The 25189-nt window shown below is 52.1% G+C and carries 30 protein-coding genes; 13 read left to right on the top strand and 17 right to left on the bottom strand.

The genetic code is table 11. The features are described 5' to 3' along the window. Positions 1 to 138 precede the first annotated feature (138 nt). On the bottom strand, positions 139 to 306 hold the full coding sequence (locus tag SIB64_RS07800) for a hypothetical protein (RefSeq protein WP_413442671.1): 168 nt from the start codon (positions 304 to 306) through the stop codon (positions 139 to 141). A gap of 206 nt (positions 307 to 512) precedes the next feature. On the opposite strand from SIB64_RS07800, the gene SIB64_RS07795 reads away from it, so the two are divergent. After that, on the top strand, positions 513 to 734 hold the full coding sequence (locus SIB64_RS07795) for a hypothetical protein (RefSeq protein WP_413442670.1): 222 nt from the start codon (positions 513 to 515) through the stop codon (positions 732 to 734). A gap of 458 nt (positions 735 to 1192) precedes the next feature. Here the strand turns inward: SIB64_RS07795 and SIB64_RS07790 are convergent, their stop codons facing one another. Together SIB64_RS07790 and SIB64_RS07785 are read right to left on the bottom strand one after the other, a co-directional pair. Further along, a complete protein-coding gene (locus SIB64_RS07790; RefSeq protein WP_413442669.1) occupies positions 1193 to 1522 on the bottom strand; it encodes a hypothetical protein in 330 nt (109 codons plus the stop codon). 9 nt (positions 1523 to 1531) lie between these two features. Next, entirely contained in the window at positions 1532 to 1948 is a 417-nt protein-coding gene (locus tag SIB64_RS07785; RefSeq protein ID WP_413442668.1) for a DCC1-like thiol-disulfide oxidoreductase family protein, read from the bottom strand. Between the two features lie 50 nt (positions 1949 to 1998). Here SIB64_RS07785 and SIB64_RS07780 point away from each other — a divergent pair, with 50 nt between their 5' ends. Further along, entirely contained in the window at positions 1999 to 2319 is a 321-nt protein-coding gene (locus SIB64_RS07780; RefSeq protein ID WP_413442667.1) for a hypothetical protein, read from the top strand. Here SIB64_RS07780 and SIB64_RS07775 read toward each other — a convergent pair whose 3' ends face one another. After that, positions 2320 to 4500 (bottom strand): cadherin-like domain-containing protein, encoded by a 2181-nt coding sequence (locus tag SIB64_RS07775; protein WP_413442666.1) that lies wholly within the window; start codon positions 4498 to 4500, stop codon positions 2320 to 2322. Positions 4501 to 4542: 42 nt separating this feature from the next. Between SIB64_RS07775 and SIB64_RS07770 the strand changes: the two genes are divergently transcribed. From SIB64_RS07770 to SIB64_RS07750, 5 genes are all read left to right on the top strand, one after another. Then, positions 4543 to 4944: a hypothetical protein gene (locus SIB64_RS07770; RefSeq protein WP_413442665.1), complete on the top strand. Its 402-nt coding sequence runs from the start codon at positions 4543 to 4545 to the stop codon at positions 4942 to 4944. Between the two features lie 244 nt (positions 4945 to 5188). Continuing rightward, positions 5189 to 5368 (top strand): hypothetical protein, encoded by a 180-nt coding sequence (locus SIB64_RS07765; RefSeq protein WP_413442664.1) that lies wholly within the window; start codon positions 5189 to 5191, stop codon positions 5366 to 5368. Between the two features lie 371 nt (positions 5369 to 5739). Further along, complete coding sequence (locus tag SIB64_RS07760; protein WP_413442663.1) at positions 5740 to 5922, top strand: hypothetical protein; 183 nt, start codon at positions 5740 to 5742, stop codon at positions 5920 to 5922. A gap of 56 nt (positions 5923 to 5978) precedes the next feature. Then, positions 5979 to 6164, top strand: a complete 186-nt coding sequence (locus tag SIB64_RS07755) for a hypothetical protein (protein WP_413442662.1) — start codon at positions 5979 to 5981, stop codon at positions 6162 to 6164. A 567-nt stretch (positions 6165 to 6731) separates the two neighbouring features. Beyond that, on the top strand, positions 6732 to 6857 hold the full coding sequence (locus SIB64_RS07750; protein ID WP_413442661.1) for a hypothetical protein: 126 nt from the start codon (positions 6732 to 6734) through the stop codon (positions 6855 to 6857). Positions 6858 to 6958: 101 nt separating this feature from the next. Here the strand turns inward: SIB64_RS07750 and SIB64_RS07745 are convergent, their stop codons facing one another. Both SIB64_RS07745 and SIB64_RS07740 read right to left on the bottom strand, forming a co-directional pair. Continuing rightward, positions 6959 to 7102 (bottom strand): hypothetical protein, encoded by a 144-nt coding sequence (locus tag SIB64_RS07745; protein WP_413442660.1) that lies wholly within the window; start codon positions 7100 to 7102, stop codon positions 6959 to 6961. Positions 7103 to 7462: 360 nt separating this feature from the next. Beyond that, positions 7463 to 7708, bottom strand: coding sequence for a hypothetical protein (locus tag SIB64_RS07740; protein ID WP_413442659.1), 246 nt, complete (start codon positions 7706 to 7708; stop codon positions 7463 to 7465). A gap of 169 nt (positions 7709 to 7877) precedes the next feature. On the opposite strand from SIB64_RS07740, the gene SIB64_RS07735 reads away from it, so the two are divergent. Together SIB64_RS07735 and SIB64_RS07730 are read left to right on the top strand one after the other, a co-directional pair. Further along, positions 7878 to 8492, top strand: a complete 615-nt coding sequence (locus SIB64_RS07735) for a nucleoside kinase (protein WP_413442658.1) — start codon at positions 7878 to 7880, stop codon at positions 8490 to 8492. A 25-nt stretch (positions 8493 to 8517) separates the two neighbouring features. Next, on the top strand, positions 8518 to 8802 hold the full coding sequence (locus SIB64_RS07730; protein ID WP_413442657.1) for a 2Fe-2S iron-sulfur cluster-binding protein: 285 nt from the start codon (positions 8518 to 8520) through the stop codon (positions 8800 to 8802). A gap of 186 nt (positions 8803 to 8988) precedes the next feature. On the opposite strand, the gene SIB64_RS07725 is transcribed toward SIB64_RS07730, so the two are convergent. Together SIB64_RS07725 and SIB64_RS07720 are read right to left on the bottom strand one after the other, a co-directional pair. Beyond that, the gene (locus SIB64_RS07725) at positions 8989 to 9303 is read right to left on the bottom strand and encodes a hypothetical protein (RefSeq protein WP_413442656.1); all 315 of its coding nucleotides are present in this window, start codon (positions 9301 to 9303) and stop codon (positions 8989 to 8991) included. 362 nt (positions 9304 to 9665) lie between these two features. Next, positions 9666 to 9848 (bottom strand): hypothetical protein, encoded by a 183-nt coding sequence (locus SIB64_RS07720; protein ID WP_413442655.1) that lies wholly within the window; start codon positions 9846 to 9848, stop codon positions 9666 to 9668. Positions 9849 to 10300: 452 nt separating this feature from the next. Between SIB64_RS07720 and SIB64_RS07715 the strand changes: the two genes are divergently transcribed. Then, a complete protein-coding gene (locus SIB64_RS07715; protein WP_413442654.1) occupies positions 10301 to 10468 on the top strand; it encodes a hypothetical protein in 168 nt (55 codons plus the stop codon). Positions 10469 to 11064: 596 nt separating this feature from the next. Here SIB64_RS07715 and era read toward each other — a convergent pair. After that, the gene (gene era / locus SIB64_RS07710) at positions 11065 to 12003 is read right to left on the bottom strand and encodes a GTPase Era (protein ID WP_413442653.1); all 939 of its coding nucleotides are present in this window, start codon (positions 12001 to 12003) and stop codon (positions 11065 to 11067) included. Between the two features lie 143 nt (positions 12004 to 12146). On the opposite strand from era, the gene SIB64_RS07705 reads away from it, so the two are divergent. Further along, positions 12147 to 12665 (top strand): hypothetical protein, encoded by a 519-nt coding sequence (locus SIB64_RS07705; protein ID WP_413442652.1) that lies wholly within the window; start codon positions 12147 to 12149, stop codon positions 12663 to 12665. Positions 12666 to 12724: 59 nt separating this feature from the next. Here the strand turns inward: SIB64_RS07705 and SIB64_RS07700 are convergent, their stop codons facing one another. Both SIB64_RS07700 and SIB64_RS07695 read right to left on the bottom strand, forming a co-directional pair. Beyond that, complete coding sequence (locus SIB64_RS07700; protein ID WP_413442651.1) at positions 12725 to 13456, bottom strand: Bax inhibitor-1 family protein; 732 nt, start codon at positions 13454 to 13456, stop codon at positions 12725 to 12727. An 805-nt stretch (positions 13457 to 14261) separates the two neighbouring features. After that, positions 14262 to 14738 carry a hypothetical protein gene (locus SIB64_RS07695; RefSeq protein ID WP_413442650.1) on the bottom strand — a complete coding sequence of 159 codons (477 nt, stop codon included), beginning with the start codon at positions 14736 to 14738 and terminating at the stop codon, positions 14262 to 14264. Positions 14739 to 15345: 607 nt separating this feature from the next. Between SIB64_RS07695 and SIB64_RS07690 the strand changes: the two genes are divergently transcribed. Then, the gene (locus tag SIB64_RS07690; RefSeq protein ID WP_413442649.1) at positions 15346 to 15510 is read left to right on the top strand and encodes a DUF1651 domain-containing protein; all 165 of its coding nucleotides are present in this window, start codon (positions 15346 to 15348) and stop codon (positions 15508 to 15510) included. Between the two features lie 821 nt (positions 15511 to 16331). Here SIB64_RS07690 and SIB64_RS07685 read toward each other — a convergent pair. The 4 genes from SIB64_RS07685 to SIB64_RS07670 form a co-directional block, all read right to left on the bottom strand. Beyond that, positions 16332 to 17321, bottom strand: a complete 990-nt coding sequence (locus tag SIB64_RS07685; protein WP_413442648.1) for a PhoH family protein — start codon at positions 17319 to 17321, stop codon at positions 16332 to 16334. Positions 17322 to 17329: 8 nt separating this feature from the next. Next, the gene (gene rpsP, locus SIB64_RS07680; RefSeq protein WP_413442937.1) at positions 17330 to 17716 is read right to left on the bottom strand and encodes a 30S ribosomal protein S16; all 387 of its coding nucleotides are present in this window, start codon (positions 17714 to 17716) and stop codon (positions 17330 to 17332) included. Positions 17717 to 17794: 78 nt separating this feature from the next. After that, positions 17795 to 19261: a signal recognition particle protein gene (ffh, locus tag SIB64_RS07675; protein WP_413442647.1), complete on the bottom strand. Its 1467-nt coding sequence runs from the start codon at positions 19259 to 19261 to the stop codon at positions 17795 to 17797. Between the two features lie 71 nt (positions 19262 to 19332). Next, positions 19333 to 21291, bottom strand: a complete 1959-nt coding sequence (locus SIB64_RS07670; RefSeq protein ID WP_413442646.1) for an IMS domain-containing protein — start codon at positions 21289 to 21291, stop codon at positions 19333 to 19335. A gap of 100 nt (positions 21292 to 21391) precedes the next feature. Between SIB64_RS07670 and pdhA the strand changes: the two genes are divergently transcribed. Then, the gene (pdhA, locus tag SIB64_RS07665; protein WP_413442645.1) at positions 21392 to 22480 is read left to right on the top strand and encodes a pyruvate dehydrogenase (acetyl-transferring) E1 component subunit alpha; all 1089 of its coding nucleotides are present in this window, start codon (positions 21392 to 21394) and stop codon (positions 22478 to 22480) included. Between the two features lie 6 nt (positions 22481 to 22486). Here the strand turns inward: pdhA and SIB64_RS07660 are convergent, their stop codons facing one another. Beyond that, entirely contained in the window at positions 22487 to 23428 is a 942-nt protein-coding gene (locus SIB64_RS07660) for an RNA polymerase sigma factor, RpoD/SigA family (RefSeq protein ID WP_413442644.1), read from the bottom strand. A gap of 202 nt (positions 23429 to 23630) precedes the next feature. Further along, positions 23631 to 25142: an NAD(P)H-hydrate dehydratase gene (locus SIB64_RS07655; RefSeq protein ID WP_413442643.1), complete on the bottom strand. Its 1512-nt coding sequence runs from the start codon at positions 25140 to 25142 to the stop codon at positions 23631 to 23633. Between the last annotated feature and the right edge of the window lie 47 nt (positions 25143 to 25189).

The following is a 25189-nucleotide window of genomic DNA, read 5'->3' as shown; positions in this document are numbered from 1 at the left end:
TGCGACTTTTGGTTGTCGATCAAGACAGGTAGAACACACCAAACGACCTCTGTGTTTTCTGTAAGCCTCTACGGATCGCTCAATCTGCATCCCGCATGTTCGGCAGGTAAATAAAGGTGGCATGGTTAGAGCGTGTCCTCATGTGAACCCTTCATTGATGGGCTGTCTGCGATGGGCTGTCTGCAATGAGCCGACTGCTCTGTTGAGGTTGGCAGTGATTGGCGGGCAAGTCAGCAGCGGCTGCAACATCAGAGCAGACACCACCCGATCGAAGCTCATGTGCGCTGGATCAAAAAGTTGGGACAACCTCGTTCAGCCAATCAATTTGATGGACGTGGGTGACTCGTGCATCCATCGTTATGAACCCTGCGAAGCTTCTGGCGGGACGCTGATTACACCAGCCAAAACGGTTTAAAAGGCAACGTCCTGAGGGCTGAATCAACAAATCTGTATCATCTGGAACGTTGAAGCGCAAGGGGTTGAGGCCTAATGGTTCCATACATCGGAAACAGATGGATCTAATCGCGACTCCCAGTGATGTGATCGGCCTTTACCGGCTCAGTTCAACCAGTATTTTTGGAACCCTCTGGCTTCAAACGCATTTCCCTGAAAGCGAGTGGGACCTTCTGATGGAAAACCAGGCAAGCTTCGGACCCGACTGCCTCAACCTGCTTCTAGACGATGCCCGTTCAGCGGGGCTCGCCGTTGAGTCCGAGGCCGTAACCCATTCCTGATAAATTCAAGCCCGCCAAAGTTGATATTCCTAGCTGAGATTCTACGGCTTCTTCAGGCCATTGACCAACCGTTACAATAACCCAAATCAAACTTCACATTCGAAGATTCAACGATTCGCAAGAACGAATATTGTAAAGAAGAAAGTTGCATTCCACGGTCAACCAGTTGAGATGATTAGACATTGCTTAGGGACTTACATCTGACTTTGAAACACGATTCTTGTTTGGATTTAGGTCGTGGCCTGGCTGTAATGTTACTTGAGCTACATGCAGAACTTTGCGAATTCGAATACACAACAGTAAATGTTGAAACACTCATTCCAAACCATTTAGGCCATCTCAATGAGCGACCATCCCTTCAGAAGAATCTCTAGCTGATTGATCACAAGTTGCCGCAAGAGTTTCAAGCCAACAGATCAAATTCAGTTACATCAATCGAGTCACACGCCACAAGTGATTCAAGGGGTATAACCCTCGGCATACTTCAGTGCCTTTAACCCCATCAGCATGTGCGTGCGCAAACTACCTAAAGCCATTACCTGTTTGGGGGTCCGCGTTCTGCCAACGGAATCACCCTGGCTCTCCAACCAAAGCAAAAGTTCTCGCGTCTGATCAGCCCACGCAGACAGTGCAGCTCGAAGAAGGTCGTCTTCATCAAGCTTGTCGGCCCTGGCATGCGCATCCTCAGCAGCAGCTTTGAGGAAAGCTTTGAGTTGATGCTGGCTTAGGGCGTCGGGAACAGAGGGATCGAACTCGATACTTAAGAAAATCTGAAGGGAGTGATCCAACCGTAGGCCCTAACGGACCTCATTCGCCACTTTTTTAGCTCGCTTTGCATCAAACGCATCAGGATCCTCCGGCAAGCCTTTGCAAACCAGCAAAAGGCGTCGGGCCAGAAGCAGGCCTGGATACAGAAATGCAGCCCGCTCCGGGCGGCCAAACAGGCCAACAAGGACACGGAGGAGTGCATCGCTCGGCTCCATTCGCCGAGACAGCTCTGCGATGGCGGCACTTCCGTGCCAAGCATCGTCTTCATCCAACAAGACGGCGCCGTTAGCAAGGTTCATCCCCTTGGCAGCGAGGGTCTGACGCAACGCGTGCTCCTGGCGTCCATCAAGAATCTGCATGCCGGAAATACCACCCAACAATTCACTGCGCAAAGCGAATTGGCTGCAGAAGGGACAGCCACCGTCGTAGACGAGAGTCAATGTCATTTGCGAATTCTGGCGTGCGGGTCCTTCTAGCTGCTTGGTTGAGTTGGTGTTTGTTGCTCCTTACGGCGACGCCTGTGATGGCTGATTGGTTGTGCGATGGCGATCGGCTGAGCGTGGAAACAATTCAGGGTGCCGTAGACATTCAGGGATTGAACGGGGGCATTCCCAACAGCTCGGATGGAACCAATCCAGGTGATGGAATCCTGCTGCGGTGGCGCGGGTTGACTCTTCAACTGCCACGAACCAATAACGCTGGAGTACCCAGCTACACCGACGGCCGATGGTGGTGGCGAGCTCAAAACCTGGAACAGCCTGAATTCAAACAACGACGCGGCAGCATAGTCAACTACAGCTGTGAATTAATTCCCTAGCTAAATTAATTCAGCAGCAGCTAAATTTGGAACTCCTTTGAATGTCGCCAGGATATAACCATCATTATCATAAATAAAACTTTTACCACCTTTTTTGTACCATTCCCATGACTTAAGACCGGTAAGATCTAGGCGATCAGTTTTTACATCAAAATCATTAATCATCACATTAGAACGCCTACTCACAACAAAAGTATCTTGGCCTGGCCCACCTTTGAGAACATCTGGACGACGACCTGGAAGGCCAGGATCAAGAAGGTCGTCTCCCTTTTTTCCGATGAGAACATCTCGACCACCACGACCATAAATCACATCATCTCCCTGCGTTCCCATCAAACGTTCAGAGCGTGCGGACCCAAAGATTGGAGGCTCGGGAACAGTTTCAAGAAGAAAGCTATTCCTGGCCTTGATACGACCACCATTATTATCTAGCAAGACATAGGAGAACTTCACTTCTCCGGAAAAATTTGGCTTTGCAATAAATTTCCAACCTTTCCTAAGTTGACGAAAAGAACCTCGTTTTGAGCTGAGATTTGCGACAGTGAAGGAATCCCCATCAACATCCCTGAATCCTTTAGTGAGATCCTCCAGCGAAAATAAATAAGGCTTATTTTGCTCGCCATCAGGGAATGAATGTAGTAAGCCAATTTTCTGAGGCCGATCATTTCTCGGCAAAAGATCAAAAGCGCTTGTGACCATCAATTGCCCACCCGATCCATCGATCACGTTGTAATTCAAGTCAACAATTCCATTAAAATCCTTTGGTGTTGTCAAGCTAAAGGTATTGCCATCCACTTTGATTTCTCCAACTGACGATATAACTTTTCCAAGGGTGGGGGTCGTATTATCAGGGTCAGTGAATCCCTGCAGAAGCTGCGCAGCAGAGAATCGGTAAGGTCGATCTTCACTCCCTGGTGATAGAGCAGCCTGAGTGCCTGAAAGAACTGGCGCATCATTGCGTGGAGTTAGACGAAATGATGTAGCGGCAGGAAGGACTCCACCTTGGCCGTCAACGATTGAATAGGACAAATTCACGACACCGTTATAGTGAACTCTGGGAGCAACTTTGAAAACACCATTCGGTTGAACTTGGACCAGGCCTTCCGATGCCGTGAGCTGGCTGACCATCAGCCGATTACCATCTGGATCCGAAAAACCGCGAGTCAACTGGGGGGTCGTGAGTGTATAAACGACGTCTTCAACACCGGGCGGAAGAAGATCTGCAGCGCCCGTTTTCAAAGGAGGGTCATTAACGGGTGCCAGATTAAAAGTATTGCTGGCTTCTACAGTGCCACCCAATCGATCACTTACTTGATAATTAATCGCAACCAAGCCATTAAAATCTTGAGTAGGGGTAAAGATATAATCTCCAAAACTTTGTTCATCGTTTGAAAACAATCCATTTGGAGATGTCAGGTTTTCAACAACCAATACATCACCATCGGAATCTCTGAAGCCCGACAGCAGATCATCAACAGCAATCGAATACGGAGTATCTTCCAGGCCATCGGGAAGCTCCGCCTTAGGGCCAAAGAGCACAGGGCTGTCATTCACCTCCTCCCCCCAGATTCCTTGCAATGCAGCAATATCAATAACCTTGTATGCCGTGGGTTCCACTCCGCTGGCGGGACGCCCGTAGGCCATCAACGTGTCGTCGACACTCGTGCTGGTGCGTGTTCCAAATACATCACCGTCATCGCCATCAAAGGGATGTTCAAGCCCAAGGGCGTGGCCAAGTTCGTGAAGGGCAGTACTTTTCCAGGAATTTGTACTTTCATCACCATAAGAGACATTAATCGTGACGTCGTTGTACTTAAAGTCTACTTTTGTAGGCGATTTAGCGTCACCGAAGTATGACCAGGCTTTACTATTAGCTCCAGCAGTATTATCACCCAACAAGCTAAAATTATGGTTCATGATCCGTATGTCTGCCGAATCAAGACTTGTGGCTGCTACTAAATTAAGGTTGAGCTTCTGATCCAAGTTGTAGATCGCAGTCTCAAGAAAATTTGCACCCTCTGCGGAGATTGGCAGAGCGTCCGCTTCGCGGTCACCCGCATACGTCGTAGCCTGACCAGCACGATCAAGGTAGTAAGTAAGGGTGTTGTTGTTATCTTCTACATATTTTTTAATCAGCGGCAAAAGATTGTTGTCGGTAATCTCCCTTGTCGTGAGTGGCATTAAGCAATGCAGAGTCGCATGACAACGACCTGCTCAAAGAACTTGGTTTCAATCTACGGCCGGCGGACTGAGCTGGTCAGCAATCTCCAGGTTGACCCAGTTTTTCTCGGTTGTGTCCCTAGACAAATCGGCCTGGGGCAGGGGGGTGCTTCAAACGGCTCAGCAGCGGCAAAACAGCTCGCTCTGATCCCGATTCGACCGGGTGGTCGCCAACAGCAGAACACCCCCCTCAAGCGCTTTTACTGTTTTCCACATCCAATGACTCCACCCACCCTGGGAGCCTCAACTCAAGGCTTTCGTTGGCGGCCAAGAAAAAAATTCTTAGCAGCATTCCCGGAGGAAGCAAGCGAAATCCAAACCTTGTTACCTCGAACTGTCGGTTTGGCTACATCGCAGTCACCGTTTGCATTTGCGACGATTCCCTTGGACGTTCAGAAGTCGTGACAAACGGGTGACAACCGCTTAAGTCCTTTTTCCACGGTTCAGCTCGGATCGCCTGCTCTCAGCTGGCCCAACCATTTCATAGCTGTGGAAAAGCTGTGAAAAACATCAAAAAGCAGCTCAAAAAACCACTGTTTTAAGCGCAGCCATTTCAGGAGCTGTCCGATCAGGTTGACTCCGCTAGTGATGCTCCGTTTTCAGAATCAACCACGACCCAACCGCCTGCTGACGTGCGGAGGCATGGTTTGTGCTCAAAATCAGAGGTCTCACCACAGACGGAACTCGCACCCCAGGAAACAAAACGAATGGCATTGCGTTGCTCTTCGACAAGCTGCAGGCGTTGTTCAAGGGATGGGGAGGATGGGGTCCATTAACAGGGCAGTCCTGTAGCGCAGCAAAGACCATGCCATGCCTCGGCCCTCCTTGAGGCCGAGACAACCAGCCGAGTCAGTCGCTCAGTCAAAAAGTCTGAGTCAACGCAGCACATCCAGGGGTAGCTGGATTTTGCGGCCCCTGATCAACACTTCCAAACTGATGCCCAAACAACATTGCTGTTGCAGAGAAACGGCCTTGATTCACTAGTAACCTGTGAAAAATCAGGCATCAACGCGAGAAATGGGGTCTGCTGTCGAGCTGATAAGCGTGATGAACCCAGAGCTCAAAATCGGATGAGTGCATGGCCGTGAATCTTTGACCAGTGCCATCCTTCTGAACAGCAATCACAAGAGTAAAAACTCACATCGGCAACAACATTGCCTTGAGTTCTGTCATAAGTTCAAACTGCTAGGACAGAACCGGATGGATTCAGAGCCTCTGATCACACCGATGACTGCTCTTGTGATCGATGACGACGGCCGACTGACCTACATGGGACAGGACGGCCAACGGCGGGTCATTGTCGGGAATCCAGATCTGCTGCGTCGGATCAGCGACATCAGAAGAGACGATGAGGACCTGTTTGAAGGGGGCTGCGGGATCTGAGCAGCCTTGACAGCCATCAATCCAAGAACTAGAACAAGCGTACTAGCGAAGAACGGATGGCACCTTGCTCTCCTTACGCCCAGTTTCGTGCCGATGCCTGGATGCGCGAATCGTCCATTCAGCCCAGGGAGCAACTGGCACGCCCTGATGCGGAGCCAAAGAAGCAAAGGGCTCAGGGCCCCAAAAGGTCGACCACTATCCAAGGCCAACTGTTCCTGTTCCCGATCATTGTTGCCTCCTAATACGAACCCAGAGCGCTAAGGCGACTACGCAGTTGAAAAGGCGTACCACCCGTTGACATGTCAGCGACTTCACCTTCAACACGGTCTCAGTTGGATGAAAGCGCTCAACAGCCGTGGCCTTTCACCCCTGCTTGAAATGCCAACTGGTACTCCATTTTCAGAACATCAGATTCAGCACAGTTGGATCGATCTCGAGCGCAACCCCCCAGCAAAAAAAGAAAAGCACCGACAAGATCACGAGCGATTCAAAAGTTGTTGATCAAAATCAGTTGAGTTCGCTGCCACTTTTCACAGAGACGTGCTGGCTAAGCCTTTGCACAGAGACCCCATCACTCCTGGTGGCCGAGGACATGAGTTCCCCATGAGTACCTCTCCCCAAAACGAACAAAGCCCGCCTGCATGCTTCCCGAACGCGAAGGAGCACTGGACCAGCCTGCGAAGAAAACGCACCCGACAGGCCCCTCTCCTGAAAGCCTGACGGGCTGCTGACGAGTTTCATGCCAGTTTTTTGCAGCCTCGTCTAAGAGACGCATAATCTGGCAACCTGTAGCTTTCACCATCTCATTCATGCTGTTGTTCGCTTCTCAGACAGCCCCCGGAGGCGCTGCGGTTGTCCTTCCTGCACTGTTGATTACCGGGATCCTGATCGCCGCATCTCAAGCCTTCGTGCCGAAAAGCGATGAAAACGATTAAGTGAATCCAAATCGGCAAGATTTTCAAACAATATAGAATAGATACGATATTTATTGCTTACAAATTTAGCGCAAACCCTAAAGTATCAAGGATCTCAACCATCATTTGCTCAGCAAAGCATTGGTTGAAATTCCAACAATGATGATGGTTGAAACTCTTGCATCCATCAACCCTTTATGAGCCAAATCACTAAAAGCCCCTACCTCAAAGCCAACGGCTTTAAACAGGAAATACAGTCTGGCCACAACAAAGATTACCAATTCTTAAACCAAATCCGTCCCCAATTTTTATAAATTGTAGACCTTACCGATACCAAGGTCAGCCAGTATTTAAAATTTTATCCATCAAAAAAGCTAACTCAAAACTTAATTATTAATGTCTAATGATAAAAAGACCCCTTTAGGCGTTAGTAGCATTCAACAAATGAAAGGCAATCTCAGCTGAACCAGGCGTTGAGACCAGTTCCAGAGGTCGTAGGCCTCCAATCCTGAGGAGAAAATAGGCTGAGGCGAAGAGATCACATTCCCTCGATTTTGACAAAAACCACTGATCAGAATAATTCTGGTCAGTGGTTGAGTTGTTTCATCAAATTGCGATCTCAGCAATCAATAAACGCCGTAACGAATACCGCGGTAACGAAGATCCCTAGCAGAGCGTGAGACCTGATTGCCGTCCCGTGGTGTGTAGGGGACACCCCTGTAGGTCAACTGGCTGGGCTTGGAAACAGTTGTCTCTGTATGGGTGGCATCAACATGAGCAACATCGGAGAAGGCCATTGCCATCTTCTTTCTTGCCAGCTCAACTGCCCGACTTTTGGTGGCGCGGGCTTTGATCAATTGGAGCGTGTTCATGACTCTCCTGGTTCAGTGCCCATACCCCCGTTGCCTGGCATGGGTCTGACTGCAGCTCACATGCTGGAGCTCAACGTCCTGGAAGCATAGACCTTTTCTGTAGCAACCGCTACTTTTTTGAGAGTGAGGTCGCTTCACTGTCCCATCAGCGTCGAAGCGTGACCCGCCCATGGCCCTTGACGTCCCTGTGTTTTGCATCTGTGGTGCGTCCGCAGCCGGCAAATCAACCTTTGCAGCAGCCATTTCGGATCAGCTGCAAGAACGGGGATTTCGTTCACTCCTGATCACCTGTGATGACTACTACAAAAGTGACTGGGTTCCTCATCCTGTTTTCGGCTTCGACACGATTGATGCAATTGACGACAGTCAACTTCGACTCGACCTACAAGGAGCCGCCAACAAGCGGATCACACAGTTGCGTCATTACGACATGCGTCGGCGCCAGGTCAGCCAAAGGTTGATCCCACAAGATTATGACTTGATCCTGCTGGAAGGCTCTTATGGTCCGCAGCACCTGTTGGGGCATTTCAATTTCGCAGCATTCGTTTATCTAGAAGAATCGATACTGCTTCGCTTGATCCGGCGTTACCAGCGTGATGTCAGGGAACGTGATCGAACTCCGTTCTATGTGCTTCATCAAATGTTCTGGGAAATGCTCCCAGGCGAACGCACGTTCATCCATCCCCTGCGTGAACAAGCCGATCTTGTTCTCAGAGTCAGGGATGGTGGTGTGGAATTGCTGTTGAAGCGCATTGAGGATGCGCTGAGGATCATTTGTGGCTAAGACATGGGACAAATCATTCCGACCCATGGCCAGCTACAAGATCAGCCTCGAAAGCGGAGCAACATTCGATTGCGCTGACGATGTTTACATTCTTGATGCAGCGGAGGAAGCCGGCGTTGATCTTCCCTATTCTTGCCGCGCAGGCGCATGCTCTACCTGTGCTGGCAAACTGACCAGTGGCTCAGTGGATCAGACAGACCAGAGCTTTCTCGATGACGACCAAATGGCCCAGGGCTTTGCATTACTTTGCGTGAGCTACCCAACCGCAGACTGCACAATCAAAGAAAATGCTGAAGATGATCTAGCCTGACTCTCATCAAAAGAGGCTAACGAAATGTACCGACTGAAAATCAGTTGCTTTGCTTAAAGCACCATCGTTTAGCAACCTAACCATACATCAACCTAATTAGATGATCTATTTATTATCGCATATATATATCAATTGCAAAAAAATATATTTTTCGCAGCAACAGATCAAGGAATTTCAACGTGCTATTTAATTACGGTATCTCAACCGGCAGTTGTTGCGAGAAGCTTGAAAATTAAATCCTCTCGCCATTTCATTCTGCTGACGCGTTGAAATTCCACTTGCAATGATCTGGCGCTCCAAAAGATCCAGTACCTTTTCTACCTTTCGTTGCCTCATCCCCGAATCCAGCATCGCACATGCAGTTGCCGCTACGCCCATGCCAAAATCATTACGACTTGCTTGGACTTCGATTGGCATCAGCACAGACAAAACAGTGACAAGAAGAAAACAGCGGCTCATTCTCAGAAAAGCAACGTCTTTAGTTTGGCATGAAATCAGCATTCGTCATTACAATTGATAAAATGTGGAAAATCTAATCAGCTTCAAAATTGTGATCACGTACACCTATCTGAGAACCTCGAGTCGCCTCAAAGCCAGGAATGCTACGCCCTGATCCTCAATCACATAGCCTAAGATTTTGAACAAGAACAACCCATTATTCATAAAACCACCCTCCACTGGAGATTGGAGGAATCTAATTATGTATGGCAGTGATCTGGATTTTAAATGGAATCTGCTTCTTAATTTCGAAAGAATTGAAATTGATAGTGTTTAATCGACTATTACATTAATTAAATCAATAAATCACACGCTAAATCATTCACAAAGGCGCAGGCTTTAACGAGCCTAAGTGCCAATAAAATCTAAGCGGCTTCCGTTTTGAATTGATCATTAATGAAAGAACATGCTGCCGAAATTCCGTATTGCTCTGGAGATTCACTACGCAGAAGCTGTTCAGCTTTTTTCAGGTAGTAGAAATAAGTTTGGCGATCATGGGCTTGGTTAGCCAAATCCATCATTTCACGATAACGCTTCGATACCATCATTTAAACTCCTGAACTTAATTATTTTTATCAAAAATATAAAAATCCTGCTGTATACTTCTATACCAGTTTACAAAGCTGTAAAGGATTGCTTACCTTTGCAGCTTTAAGCTATTTGTCTTGATTTTACTTGCATCTATTCATTGAGGCAGAGGGCACCATGCATCTGATCAAGTATTGGGGGAGGATGACAATCCCCAAGAAAAAATTCATCCATCTTCGAGATCATTCACTGAATTATATATTTGGAGCAGCCATCATTACCACCGGGCAGTAACTTTCTGGCAAGTAATAATTGAGGCATGTCTGGCAAAAATCAATTCAACCACTTTCATCCTGTTACTAAAATCATTGAAAGTTTGTGTATTTAGCTTTGTACGAAGGTATTCGTTGATTCAGCTCACGCCCCTCTTGATCTCCGAGAGTTGCCTATCAATCTGTAATGGTGAAGGCTCATGGCATCACGCATCGCGCATACGCCACTCGGTCACACTATTGATGCCATGGACAATGGCCATTATTGGGTATGCGATCGTGACCATCACTGCCGTGAAGTTTCTGGTTTATGGGAAGCTGAAGAATATATTAGAGAACGCGAAATTGGCATCCAAGATGAATACTAGTTGCCGCCCATACTTCAAAAACTAAAAATATCTATGTTCAGAGCTATTGCAATGCAACGAGAGTGAAAAATTAAAGCTCTTTGCCACTAGTCAATCCATAACAATGGCCTCTTAAAGAAAAGAGGAAAGCCAAGAGGCTGAGATGAGATTTTCAAATTTCAATTTTTCGAGAGTCAATCAACGCGATACTATATCGGTCGTTAATTTTATCTTTTTTATAACGAATATTGCCATTTGAATCAGATGTCAAAACTTTGATTGTCTTCATTGCAAGGGAGATACAAGATACTTCATCGATAGGATTAGATCTCTCGAAAGGCACCCTATGTAGAGATGTATCGACATCCCAGTCTCCTACATTCTGAAGTTGAGTGAGAATCCATGATTGGTCGCTTGAGTTTTGCAACGTTCAACAAAAACTCTAGCTTCAAGGATTCAGGAAAAATCACAATGTCTGAGTCAGTTCATTGCCCATCAATGATCCATAAAAGAATCGTGCAAACTATTGCTAGTACAGAGAGCTTTACAGAGCGATGACTGCCTGAGCCAAGCCATATTTTTGATCGCAACATTCAGTCAGAAAAGATTGTTTCAAGCTAAATCTCACGTTCGCTATAGCCCAATTCATTCAATCGCTGTGGTTTGCTGCGCCAATCTGGCACCACCTTCACAAATAGCTCAAGGTACACAGGACCATCAATCAGAACCTGCATCTGCAAACGCGCTCCCTGACCAATAGTCTTGAGCATCTGACCACCTTTACCGATCAGAATCCCCTTCTGACTCTTCCGCTCAACCAACACTGTGGCCAGCACAGCGGTTCGGCCAGCACCTTTTCCTTTGGCCGGCATCTCCTCCACGCGGTCAATGCTCACCGCCACGCTATGAGGGACCTCTTCACGGGTTTGCAGCAGAACCTGCTCGCGAATCAACTCCCCCAGTAGAACCCGTTCCGGCTGATCGCTCACCATCTCCGGTGGATAGAGCTGTGGACCAGGCGGCAACTTCGCCGCCATCACGGCTGTGAGATCCCCGCACCCCTCTCCGGACAGTGCACTGCAACGATGCATGGACCAGCTTGTCTCAGCGAGGAGTTCTCCGTAAGCCGCCTCCGCCGCATCCTGTTGTTCAAGGGGCACCTTGTCCCATTTGTTGAGAGCAACAAGAACCGGCAACGGTTGCTGTTTCAAAAGATTGACAATGAATGCATCGCCACGACCAGGTCGCTCACAACCCTCAAGCAACAGGAGCACCAGATCCACTTCACCGATGGCACTTCGAGCACTCCTGACCAGCCGTTGTCCAAGCAGATGATGGGGCTTGTGAATACCAGGGGTGTCCACCAGAACCATCTGGGCCAGGTCGGTGGTCAGGATCGCCCTGAGTCGATTGCGGGTGGTCTGTGCAACAGGTGACGTAATCGCCACCTTCTCTCCCACCAGCTGGTTCACCAGGGTTGATTTTCCGACATTGGGCCGACCGATCAAGGCGATGAAGCCGGAGCGGTAGTCCTCCGGCAAGGGAGTAGAAACCATCCCTTCAGTCTGCGCCCTGATGGAACGACTGAGCATCTGAACGATGCGACGACAGGCACGTCGTCGTTTGCGTTTTTGCTTGATTGCAGCATCACGTCAAAGCGCTCTGCCCATAGCCTGAGCTCAGCAATTTCGGCGGGGCCATGGCTGATCAGCAGCCCACCTTCCAACAGGCCATTGAGATCACAGCCAGTTGGATTCAACAATGGGAGAGCGAGGAGATCAGCGATGAGGTGCTGGCCGACCGCATTGGGGAAATGGTGGCCAGCCGCGATGGGGCCCGAGGATTTTTTGTCGTTAGCCTCGCCGGAGACAGCGCGCTGATGGACCGTTTACCGGATGCGGTGGTGGGTCAATTACGCGAGGCTGGCGCTTCTGTTGTGGATCTCACGGCCCGCAATCTCGCGATGAGCAGTGCGATGGCAGTGCAACACCGGCGCACTGGCGATTCAAACCAGCAAGCTGGTTCTGAACGCGTCACCGCTCGCTGCACGGAGCTATTGAGACTTCTGGATCCTGAGCTGGTGAAGCAACGGCTGGAACAACTGCTGGAGGCGTGCGACAACCGAGGCGACGACGTGGCCTTCCTGAAGCGATGGGGCTACGACACCGATCAAAAACATGCGATCAGCCTCAGTGTGCTCGCAGTGGCAGACGCCTGAAAACAAAAGAGCCCCGGCTAAGCCGGGGCGGGATTTTTAATGCAAAAAGATAAAAAAGATCAGTCGCGCCGGCCACCACCATTGAGAACAATGATCAGGCGCAGGATGAAGATGAAGAGATTGATGTAAGTGAGGTACATGCTCAATGCGCCTGCCAAGTACTGATCATCCCGATAAGCACGGGGCATCGTGTAGAAATCAACGAAGGCCGCCCCGACAAATAGAACGGTTCCGAAGCCGGCGATGATCAATTCAAATGAGGTGCCATGGAACATGGCGGGAGCAAAGAGGCCTCCGATGAACTGAACAACCATTGCGAGGATCAGACCAATCAGTCCAAGACCCACGACCCCTGAAAGAGCCTGCCCAACGCTGTCGCTCATACGGCGTCCAACGATGGAGGCGATCACAAAGGTGATTCCTGTTGCAAGGGCAGCGGTTCCAACGGCACCGATTCCAGCGACGGCCCCCGCGAGTGCGACAAGACCGCTCAACGTAAAGCCGGTAATCAGGCTGTAAACGGCGAGAAGTGGAAGGGCTATTGAGTTGTTTCCCTTCATCGCCACGTTCTGGGCAACGAAGAAGAGAACCAAATTGCCGATCACAGCCGCCCAGAAAAGGGGCATGAACAGAGGTGTGGCCATCATCGACAGGCCACCGATCACACCCACCGATGTGAGCACCATGCCACCGCCGACGACTGGCAGGGCTTTATTGACAACGTTGGGGCCCACCAAAGCGCTGGACTGCGCCTCGCGAATGGCCTCCTGGAAATTACTGCTGGCTGGCATGACCGGCAAAATGCTCCATTCACTTTGCCAGCGATGGCAAGGCATCGGTGTGCGGATCTCCCTATTCAATCCCTACGAGGTTGATCCAACGGCCAGGAGCCGTTGCTATGACAATGATCATGAAAATCAACAAGCTCTATCGGGCTGGTGATTTGCTGAAATAATGTTGGAGGGCTTGACGAGGCTCGGTTTGACAGAGTCTCTATACAACCTACCAGCTGTGATTCTATGTGCTGACCCTTGATGAATAGGATCACAAACGTAAAGACATAAGTCGGATATTTTGACATTTCAAAGTCGCTCTGTAATCAGCTGACCTGCCTTGTTGAAGCCTGCTGTGTGAACTGCAGGCAGACATCAAATTTGCTGCGAGCTTGTGATCAGCAAAGATCTCCGTCCCCTCAACCCAGATCAATGCATCACATGATTGATAGTGCCCATAGAGTCTGTCCCAGCACGATGTCCGCCCTTCAGTGGAATCATTTGCTTCGTTGATCAGCAATGTGTTTGCAATACATACCAGCACTCACCAAAGGCGATTAATTATTCAAGCAAAAGCATACCCCTATAAAAAGTTTCGCTCCAGGAAGTTGCAATAACCCTCCAAGATCTCCGGTGTTGCTTTAAACAAATAACTCTTTCTATTGATCTTTACTGGTTTTCTCTAAGAACAATTCACCCCCCTCTAAAGCGACAAGAATAGAGAGAAGTCCTTGCATTGATTCTCAAGAGTTAACCCCTTTAATACCTGCACTACGCCACCCCAAAACCGTCACAAAATAAGACATAGATCATAATCTTAAAATCAAGCGGCAGAAAGGAAGGCAAGGATCAATGACGGAACAATAGCGAGTATCCACAACAACATGCCAATCACTATAGAAGCAGCTTTGGAGTACTCTTTCACGTTTCTTTTTGCCGCCAGATAGCGAAGATATGGATACATACTGGCGTAAAAGATGCAGGTCAAAAATGATGCAAAGTTCGAATTAGTTCCCAACCCAATGCTTAACGCTGTCGAAAAAAAGCTGAATACTGCAACAAAATAAAAAAATGACCACTCTTTGATTTGAGCACAGACCGCCCAGGGAAAGAAGAACGCGATCCAGGAAAATCCCGCTGGACCTGACCAAGAGAAAAGACCACCAAAGATGTTTACCGACTCCCCAGAGGATTTCTTCAAATCTGGGTAGTAGCCCCACTTCCGTTCAAGTGTATAGCCACTATTAATCAACGCATCAATCCGATCAAGCCTGGCCTGCATTTGCGGGGAAATTGCCACTGTCTTGAAAACAATATTTGTTCGACAATAGCAGCCCAATCGATTGTCTAATTAAAAAAATAAAAAGCTCGAAGATGAATGCACGATGGCTGGTTTTTATTCGAGCTTGAAAAAGAAATCTATCGACTCATTTTTCCATACTTAACGATCAATCAAATATCTTGAACCTCTTAAATTTTCATACAACAGTAAAGTCAACCAACCTTTTTGATGCATACACAAATTTGCATACAGATAGATCTTGATTTTCTCAATCACAGATCACATTGATAGGCACTTTTTGCAGCAGCATCAAAACGGCATGACGAAAACGCAACTGACGATGGCGACAAGAATTGATAGTCCGGCAGAGAGAGCAGAAGTGATTGCTTTAAAGAGTTTCCATTGATCCGCTGATTGCAATGAGTGCATCTTCTTTTGAAGCACAACCGCCATAACCGCCTCGGAACTCCTGCCACACCCGAACATCAGCCAATTCACACCTCCACCTCTATGGCAGTACATTTGCACTGGATCTCAGTTCGTCGTGGCGGAAGCTTGGTTGATCCATAAAGAAGGCTTGATCGCCCGCTTTCACCCAGACGAAAAATCTTGACGGCGTGATCCGATGCTTTTCTTGGACTATGGGAAGGAGATGACAGATGGTCAACCAGCACTCCTCAAAAGCAGACGTCATCTACGAAAACCCGAGGCAGTTGAACTTTGGAAGTCGATGAAGCGCAGTGATTGGAGGCCTTGTCAACCGTTCTTGAGAGCTCATACTGAGGTGTGAAAGGGGGTAGAGACATTGGAAGAAGAACGGTTAGGGGCATGGCCAGGTTCAAATCAATTCCTGTTTTTGCATGTCTTCTCTTATCTTCTCAACGGGATCCAACGCAAGCTGCAGAATCGATCACGAAGGGGGATAACAAAATGATCTGCTTAATGCCTAACTTTGTCAAAGCATGCCATGGGCATGCTTGAAAACAGATTTTCAGTCTTTTTTTGGATTAAATCCTGTGATGTGGCTGAGAGATCACAAAATGAAATCACACAAAAATATTCAACAAGAAATCAAGTAACCCCAGATCGAAATAGCCAGAAAAAGCATAGAAGAAGCCGTCTTAAGAGATGAACTCTGAAGCAGTCTGAACTGCTCTGATTCCTCTCAGATCAGATCCAACCGAAGGTCTTGAGGATAAACCGAATAACGAATGAACCGCTGTACTGAGTTGCAGTTGCTGAAGTGTGAGACTGACTTGGCTCGTTGGGCTGGGGATAACGGTCGGTAAATTGAGTGACCGACAGTTAAGGCACCCGCGACAACTTCAATGCTGAAACAGTGTTTAATCCATCCAATGGCAAGATAAACAGAGCAACAACAGTTGATTTAGCGACATGTTGCTTCACTACTGCCAATGGTAGAACTTGCATTGATCGGTAATTCTTCTCAATCCCTTTAGACGTTGCCTGTAAGCCTGATCGTCCACGATCGATCTTTTAAAATAAAACCTTCGTCAACAAAATCGAGCTGCACCAAATGGTGACGTCACTCGGCTTCCATGCAACCCCTGACAATCCACTCCAAGGCAAACCAGACGCCTGAGGGAGCCATCAACGCCGTCTTGGCTTGCTGCGTTCATCCCGTTTCGCATACGCCTCGACAACCCTTTGCACCAACGGATGACGCACCACATCAGCAGACGTCAACCGGCAAACAGCGACACCATCCACCCCATCGAGAACTTCAGAGGCTTCGATAAGGCCGCTGAGCTGGCCGGGAGCCAGATCCACCTGTGTGGTGTCACCAGTCACCACCATTCGCGACCGTTCTCCAAGACGGGTGAGAACCATCCGCATCTGGGCCGGTGTGGTGTTCTGGGCCTCATCCAGGATCACAAAAGCATCGCTAAGTGTCCGGCCTCGCATGTAGGCCAGAGGCGCCACTTCAATCACCCCCTTTTCAAGCAACACCGTGGTTTTCTCAGGCCCCAGGAGGGAGTGCAGTGCGTCATAGAGAGGGCGCAGATAGGGATCCACCTTCTGTTGCAGGTCGCCGGGCAGGAAACCGAGACGCTCACCAGCCTCCACGGCAGGTCGGGTGAGGATCAGGCGCTCCACCTTCCGCTCAGTCAGCATTCGAACGGCCAAAACAGTGGCCAGGAAGGTCTTACCGGTGCCGGCAGGCCCAAGGGCAAAAGTGAGGTCATGACGTTCCATCGCGTCCACATATTTCTTCTGACGCAGCGTGCGTGGTCGCAAAAGATTTCCCTTCTGGCTGCGGGCCAGGACCTGCTCACCCATGGCGGCGTGGTCATCCCCACGTCCTGTATTCAGAGCCCCAAGTGCTGACTGAAGATCCACTGGAGAGACGGATTGCCCCTCTTGCCAGATCGGCCGCACCAGTTCAACGACAGCCGCCGCACGCTCAATCTGGGCCGACCGACCAGTGATCACAAGCTGAAGACCCCTCATCACCAGGGAGGAACCCGTCAGTGCTTCCAAGCGATGCAGATTTGATTCGGCCTCTCCGGCCAGGGCCAGAGCCGCGTCAGGATTGGGGAGATCAAGAACGAAGCGGCCGTGATCGCCGGCGTCGGTCACGGGTGTGTTCAGCCTTCAGGAGATGCAGCGTCTCCTTCAGAGGGCGCCGCGTCAGCGGCAGCCTTGGCTTCAGCGGCTTCTTTTGCCGCCTTCTTGGCAGCAGTCTCGCGTTCAGCGGCTTGTTTGGCCTTTCCAACCGTCTCGGCCGAACGGGTTGTTTTCTCGATCAAGCCGCCGCGTTCAAGCAAGGTGCGGACGACATCAGTGGGTTGGGCACCCTGACCGAGGCGCTCACGAATCGCCTCGGTGTCGAGGCGGGTTTCCTTTGTGCGGGGGTTGTAGAAGCCGAGCTCCTGAAGCGGACGACCATCCCTGCGGGAGGTGCTGTTGCAGGCCACGAGGCGGAAGCTCGCTTCCCGCTTCTTGCCGAACCGCTTCAGGCGGAGCTTGATCATCGTGGCCTTTGGTGTAGTTGAGGTTGAGGATTCAGGCAGCGCCAGGGCACGCCAATGGCCCACCATAACGTTCCGCCATCACAGCTCACCAAAACCCTTCCTTTTTTTGGCTGGCCTCTGGCGTTTGGGAGAGCCACCCCGACCTAGGGCACCCATTCCGGGCATCCCTCCCATGCCAGGCATTCCTCCCATTCCAGGCATCCCTCCCATGCCAGGCATTCCTCCCATGCCAGGCATTCCGGGCATCCCACCCTTGGTCATCTGCTGCATAAAACCGCGCATCTTCTGAAAGTCGGCCAGCACTTTGTCCACATCCGCAGGTTGATGACCACTGCCGGAGGCAATGCGCCGTCGCCGGGAGGGCTGACTGGCGAGCAGATCGGGATTCTGCCGCTCCTGTTCCGTCATCGACCCGATCATCGCCTCAATCTTCTTGAGCTGCTGTTCGCCTTGTTTGAGCATGCCGTCATCAATCTTGTTCATGCCGGGGATCATTTTCATCAGGCCCCCAAGCGATCCCATGCGCTTGATCAGACGCATCTGCTGCACGAAATCTGAGAAATCAAACGTCGCTTCCTGCAGCTTCTTCTGCATCTTTTCGACATCGGCCAGTTCGACCTCCTTCTGGGCCTTCTCCACCAGCGTCAGCACGTCCCCCATCCCGAGGATGCGGCTTGCCATCCGCTCAGGGTGGAACGGCTGCAACGCCTCCACTTTTTCGCCCGTACCGATGAACTTGATCGGCTGACCACTCACCTTGCGGATCGAGAGGGCCGCACCACCACGAGAATCGCCGTCAAGCTTGGTGAGCACGGCCCCGGTGATCCCCACCTGATCGTGAAAGGCCCGGGTGAGCTCGGCTGCTTCCTGGCCGATCATCGAATCCACCACCAGCAGCACCTCATCCGGCTGCACAGCGGTGCGGATCCGCACCATCTCATCCATCATCTCCGTATCGATCTGGAGGCGTCCGGCGGTGTCCACCAGAAGCGTGTCGAACCCCTCCTGTTTCGCCTTCGCAAGTCCTGCGGCGGCAATGTCCTCGGGCTTGGCCTCGGCACCGAGACTGAACACGTCTACATCGATCTGAGCTCCAAGGGTCTTGAGCTGCTCGATCGCCGCTGGCCGGTAAACGTCCGCTCCCACCATCAGAGCCCGACGTCCCTGGTCCTTGAGGTGCAACCCCAGCTTTGCCGTGGCCGTGGTCTTACCGGCACCCTGCAACCCAGCCATCAGCACAACAGTGGGAGCTTCATCCGCCTTGGCCAAAGGGGCGTTGTCACCCCCCATCACCTCCACGAGCTGCTCATGCACCACCTGGATGAATTTCTGATCGGGGTTGACGCCCCGCACCACCTCGGCGCCCACAGCCTTGTCTCGGACATCGGCGACGAAATCCTTGACAACAGAAAGGCTGACGTCCGCCTCGAGAAGGGCCCGACGGACCTCTTTTAGCGCTCCCTCCACATTGGTCTCGCTGATCTTGTCCTGGCCTCTCAGCCCCTTGACCGCATCTTCAAAGCGGGCTGACAGCTCATCGAACATCGGCGACGCACCAAACGGATCAATGCAAGGATCGTAAAAAGCAACGCTCCGGTTACCCCTTGAAGCCCGTTTCAGCTCTCAGGGATGTATTCGTGCAATTTCCATTGGGCACCATCGCGACCAAAGATGTAGCGAATCGTGAGGCTCTCAGGCGCCGTGCTGCGCACGGTTTGTCCCGATGCATCGTTCGTCTGGTCTGAATAGGCAACTTGTGCTCGAACCTCAATCCGCTGCGGCTTGGTGCTCACGGTCTCCACCGCCGTCACCGATGCATTGATCACCTTGCTGTGATCAAACGAGGCATCCAGCGTCCGTTCATCCAGCACCCGGTTCACCAGCCGCTGCCGAGCCACTGAGGGCAAATCAGCGGTTTGCAACGGATCCCCTGCCAACACCGCAGCCTTGCGGTCGAGCCAGGCCTGGATCAACGCCTGAAGCTGTACATCACTGGGCTGGTCGGCCGTCAACGGCTTGAGCGCGAGCTCACGACCGGGCTCCGGTTTCAGCTTGGCCTGAGGTTGTGATTCATCAACAGGGCTCTGTGTTGCGATCGCCTCGATCTCAACCTCTTTCACTGCGGTCGCAGGAACAGGAGCCCTGGAACGCCAGTTCATCAAAGCAAAAGCAAGGGCACCGAGCACCACCACACCAGCCGCTGCGCCAACCACAACGTTGCGGGGAACGTCGATGTGGGGACGCTCCTCTTCATCGGAATCAGAGATCTCCAGCTCCTGAGCCTTTTCTGCTCCGGAACTGGATAGCTCCACGGGATCGAGGCTCCAAGATTCCGACCACTCGCCGGGAGACGGCTCTGAAACCAGAGATCGCCGCCCTGACTGGCGATCGAGACGATCCACATAAGCCTGAACATCACGATCGGCGAACCAGGCATCGAGGTCGACATCACTGGCTTCCACATCCCGGTAACCCGGGAGAACGTCCCTTTCAAGCCAGGCGCGGCAGTATTCACACTCCGCCGCAAGTTGATCGCCGGGATGCTCCGCAAACCAGGTCTTCAACTCAGAATCGCGGGTAGCGAGGAAGTGTGCCGAGGCAGCGGCGACATTGCCCAGCAGCAGATCCAGACAGCCCAGCAAGGGCATTGGGTCGAGATCGGGGTTGGTCAGTCCGTTGAGCTTGTCGCGGGCCTGCTCCAGATGTTCAGGTTTGCGCCGTGAAAAACCAACAGCGGCTAGGGCGAAAACAGCCAGGCAACCGGCTTCAACCGATCCTTGGTCGTGCCAGCTCGAAAACAGATCAACCTGCTCCTGAACCGTGAGAAAACGTCTGATCTGCTTGAAAAAAGGTTCGAAATCTTCCTGAACCAGGCCACCGGCACTGGCCATGGGGTCGCCACTTCCCTCAAGACCACCCCGGTTGTCCACCAACTGCTTGAGCAGTTGCAGACCCTGCTGGTGGGACGTCTGATCACCGAGGTCCCTGCTGAGCAGATCAAGGATCCTGTAGGGGAGCAAGCGCTCCAATTCCCGCTCGAGATTGCGCTGCTGGTCAGGCAGTTTTCCCATTCGTTGCTGCAGTTCGATGCCATCCCGCAGGAGCTGCGCCGCAGACTCGTAGCGCCTCTGGTCCTGTTCCTCGACTGCCGCATCACGGCAGGCCAAAGCTGCCAGAAGGGTCAGATCCGCCTCTCGACCGCTTCCAAGAGCCGGTGCTTGCGGTGGCTGAAGACCCTGCCGCGCCATCTGGAAAGCTTCAAGGGCTGAATTGGCCTCCCAAAGCAGGATCAGACCTGCCGCTTCACTGCTTGCAGCCAGTTCGAGACCAACCGTGTCGTTGGGATTGTTCGAACTGAGATCGAGAAGAGCCGCTTCGTAATCGGCCCGCCGAACCGGGTCGGTGAGTAGGTCAGCGGACCGACGCAGCAACTCGGCGCGCTGCAGCAGCACCTCATGGGTGAAACCCTGATCAGGTGGGCTATCGCATCGGCTCTGGAGTTTTCTGAGAACCGTGTCTGCTTCAGCGGATGGACTGACACCCAGCAGGCGGAAGTGATCGATGGGCAGGTCCACCGGAAGCTGGCTTCAAGTCGACGGACTTTAGTCAGTGTCTGGGATTTTGCCCAATATCAATCCGCTGCCCCTTACAGTCAGCCCATGTTTTGAGACGGTTATGGGTCAAGACCTCGCAGTCGAGTCCGCTCCTGTCACAACAGCGGCCGGCGGCGGTGCCCATGCCGAACGTCTGTCATCCCTAGTGACAACTGCGAGGGCCACGGTTGATCGCGAAACAGGACTGGCCCTTTACCGGGACATGACCCTCGGTCGGCGCTTTGAGGACAAATGCGCCGAGATGTATTACCGAGGCAAGATGTTTGGGTTCGTCCACCTTTACAACGGTCAGGAGGCTGTCAGCACCGGAGTGATCGGGGCGATGAAACGCCAGCACGACTGGTTCTGCAGCACATACCGCGACCACGTTCATGCATTGAGCGCCGGTGTACCGGCCCGGCAGGTCATGAGCGAACTGTTCGGAAAAGAAACGGGCTGCAGTAAAGGAAGAGGCGGCTCGATGCACCTGTTCTCGAAGGAGCATCACCTTCTCGGTGGCTTCGCCTTTATCGCTGAGGGAATACCGGTTGCTCTGGGCTCCGCCTTCACCAGTCGTTACAAGCGAGATGCATTGGGAGACGACTCAAGTGATGCGGTCACGGCAGCTTTCTTCGGCGATGGAACCTGCAATAACGGTCAGTTTTTCGAGTGCCTGAACATGGCACAGCTCTGGAAGCTTCCAATCATTTTCGTTGTGGAAAACAACAAGTGGGCGATCGGAATGGCCCATGACCGGGCGACGAGTGACCCGGAAATCTGGCGGAAGGCCGGAAGCTTCGGTATGGCAGGTGAAGAAGTTGACGGGATGGATGTTCTTGCCGTTCGTGCAGCAGCAGAACGGGCGATTGAAAGAGCGCGAGCTGGCGAAGGACCCACCCTGCTGGAATGCCTCACCTACCGGTTCAGAGGGCATTCCCTGGCCGATCCCGATGAACTGCGTGCTGAACAGGAAAAGCAGTTCTGGGCAGAGAGGGATCCCCTCAAGGCATTCGAGCGCGATCTCACGACGGCCGGACTGGTGTCAGCAGATGAGTTACGGGCGATCGAAAAGGAAATCGATGCCGAAGTCGGAGATTGTGTTGACTTCGCTCTCTCAGCACCCGAGCCAGACCCAGAGGAGCTGACCCGCTACATCTGGGCCGAGGACTAAGAAAGCTCAGATTCCACTGGGCAGTCTCCGCGTGAGATTCCGTAATTTGCGGAGCGCCTTCAGCTCAACCTGACGGACACGCTCCCTGGACACCTCCATCAGGCGACCGATTTCAGCAAGAGTATGGCGCTCATTGCCCTCGAGGCCGAAACGGAGCCTTAGGACATGTTGTTCCTGATCGCTCAGATGGCTAAGCCAACGACCAAGTTGCTCATGGTGAATCCGTTGTTCGACGATGTCGAGAGGCTCTTCGAGGGAGGAATCGGCGATCAGATCACCCAGGAAGCTTCGGCCCTCTTCCCCATTGACAGGAGCATCGAGACTGCTGGTCGTCAGAGCCTGGCGCAACAATGAATCCAGCTCGTCAAGGGGAATATCCATCGCCTCGGCAATCTCAACCCTGCTGGGCATCGCACCAAGCTTGTGGGCCAAGTCAAGGCTCACTTTGCGGATTGTTGTCAGCCGTTCGCTGAGGTGGACCGGAAGGCGAATGGTTCTCGACTGACAGGCGATGGCACGGGTCATGCTTTGACGAATCCACCAGAAGGCATAAGTGGAGAATTTGTAACCCCGTGTTGGATCAAATTTTTCGACCGCCCGTTCGAGGCCTAGTGAACCTTCCTGAATCAGGTCAAGCAGTTCAAGTCCTTTGCCCTGGTATTTCTTCGCGACACTGACAACCAATCTGAGATTTGCCTTCATCATCCGTTCTTTCGCCCGACGCCCGATTCGAATGATGCGACGATTCTTGCCGGTCAATTCGGTGTCGTCGAAGGTGCGCGAACCGTCTTCGGTCAGCTGCATCATCGCCTGAACCTGATTCCCAAGTTCGATCTCCTCAGCCGGAGTGAGAAGAGGAATGCGACCAATGGTGGCCAGATACCAGCTAACAGGGTCGCTACTTCGCCTGCGCTGGGCATCCAGAGGTTTCGGAGCGGTGGAGACCATGGAAACGCTCGTTTTGTGAGAGGACTTTCTTACGAACAGAAAGAAAAGCGGAGTGACTTCAACAACCTTTCAGATTCCAACGAGCAAATCGAAACATTTGCGATTTCCGTTGATTCGAAAACCGCGTCCCGATGAGGGCCAAGACATACAAATTCACGGAAACATGAGGCAAATCTTTCGATCGCTCATGTTGATTTACTCATCAAGATTGATTTTTTTGACACTGCAAAGCCAGCTCTTCAAGACATTTGGCGATTGCACCTGCCGAGCTTGAGGGGCTCCGGCAAGCCGAAACCGCATGGAGCAGGGCAGCCGCTGCCAACGTTTCACCGCTTGCAGCCTGACCAGCGGCCCGAGCCATAGCGCCCCAACCAGTTGCAAATCCGGCCAGTAGATCACCGAAGCCCGTTCGTGCCGCATAGCTGCAGGTTCCGCGCAGCAAGAGCGGTCCGGTCTGCGAATCGGCCACGACGGTGTGAGCACCCTTCAACAGAACCGTGCATCCGCTTGAACGGGCAGCAGTTTGCGCTTCATTCAGGGCATCAGCTCCCCCTTCGCCGAACAAACGCCTGAATTCAGCACGATGGGGCGTCAACCAAGTTGGTCCTGAACGCGACAGCAACCAGGCCCGGCTGTCGGGGCTGGCAGCCAGCAGATTGAGCCCATCGGCATCGATCACCAGCAGACCATCGAACTGCTGCAAGGGATCTGACCACTGATCCCAGATCGCTGGGTCCCTGCCGAGGCCAGGACCGAAAAGGACTGAATCCAAGCGTTGAAAACCCAGGTCTGCGGATCCCTCGATGCAGACCACCTCGGGCATCTGTTGCCAGAGGCTCTGCTCGATGACCTGAGGCACCACCGCCTTCAGACTGCCGCAGCCGGAAGCCAGGGCACCGCGAAGTGCCAGGGCAGCCGCTCCTCGATAACGATCACTGCCGGCCACGATCAAGGTCCGGCCGCGTTCATATTTCATGGATATGACGGACAGCGCTGGACTCGGAAGGCTGGCCAGATCATCCGGGCCGACACAAAGGGGTTGCTCGCGAGGCAGATCTCGAAGCTGATGGTGTGCCAATCCGAGATCAATGCGTTCCAGATGTCCGATGTGGGGGAGGGCAGGATCCAGCAACAGACCTCGCTTCAGCAGCCCCACACACAGGGTCAAGACCGCACGGGCCGCACGTCCAGCAAGGGGGCGGCCAGTATCAGAACAGAGCCCTGACGGGACATCGAGGCTCACCAGACGTCCCGGTTGAGCCGCATCTCTGGCCTCGAAAAGCGCAGCCAGAGCATCAGGAAGCGGACGCCTCTGCCCCAGGCCGAAGAGTGCATCCACCCACAGATCCTCAACTGACGGATCCGGGCTCTCCTGCAACTGCGGGACCCCAAGCCAGAGGACGTGACGAAGATGGGCCTGCGTGAGCTCCTTGCGCACCGGCAACGGGCACCAGATCGCAACAGACACACCTGCGGCATGGAGGGTTCGAGCCACCACAAGACCATCCCCTCCGTTGTGGCCGGGTCCAACCAGCACCACCACCCCAGGACGCAACAACTCAGGCCTAGCCAAAAGCCGATCGGCCATAGCCAGACCGACCTTCTCCATCAGGGCTGCTTGAGGCAGTCCACTCCTGAACAGGCCCTCCTCGAGAGCCTGGATCTGCGCTGCCTTCACCAGCAGGTGATCGGGATCAGCAGAGGGCCAACCCAACAGAACGCTCCACGGAACCTCACTATGGAAAGGTCAACCCCCAGTGC

Source organism: Synechococcus sp. MIT S1220, assembly GCF_047303025.1.
Taxonomy (GTDB): domain Bacteria; phylum Cyanobacteriota; class Cyanobacteriia; order PCC-6307; family Cyanobiaceae; genus Parasynechococcus.
This window is presented reverse-complemented; position numbering and strand designations above follow the sequence as displayed.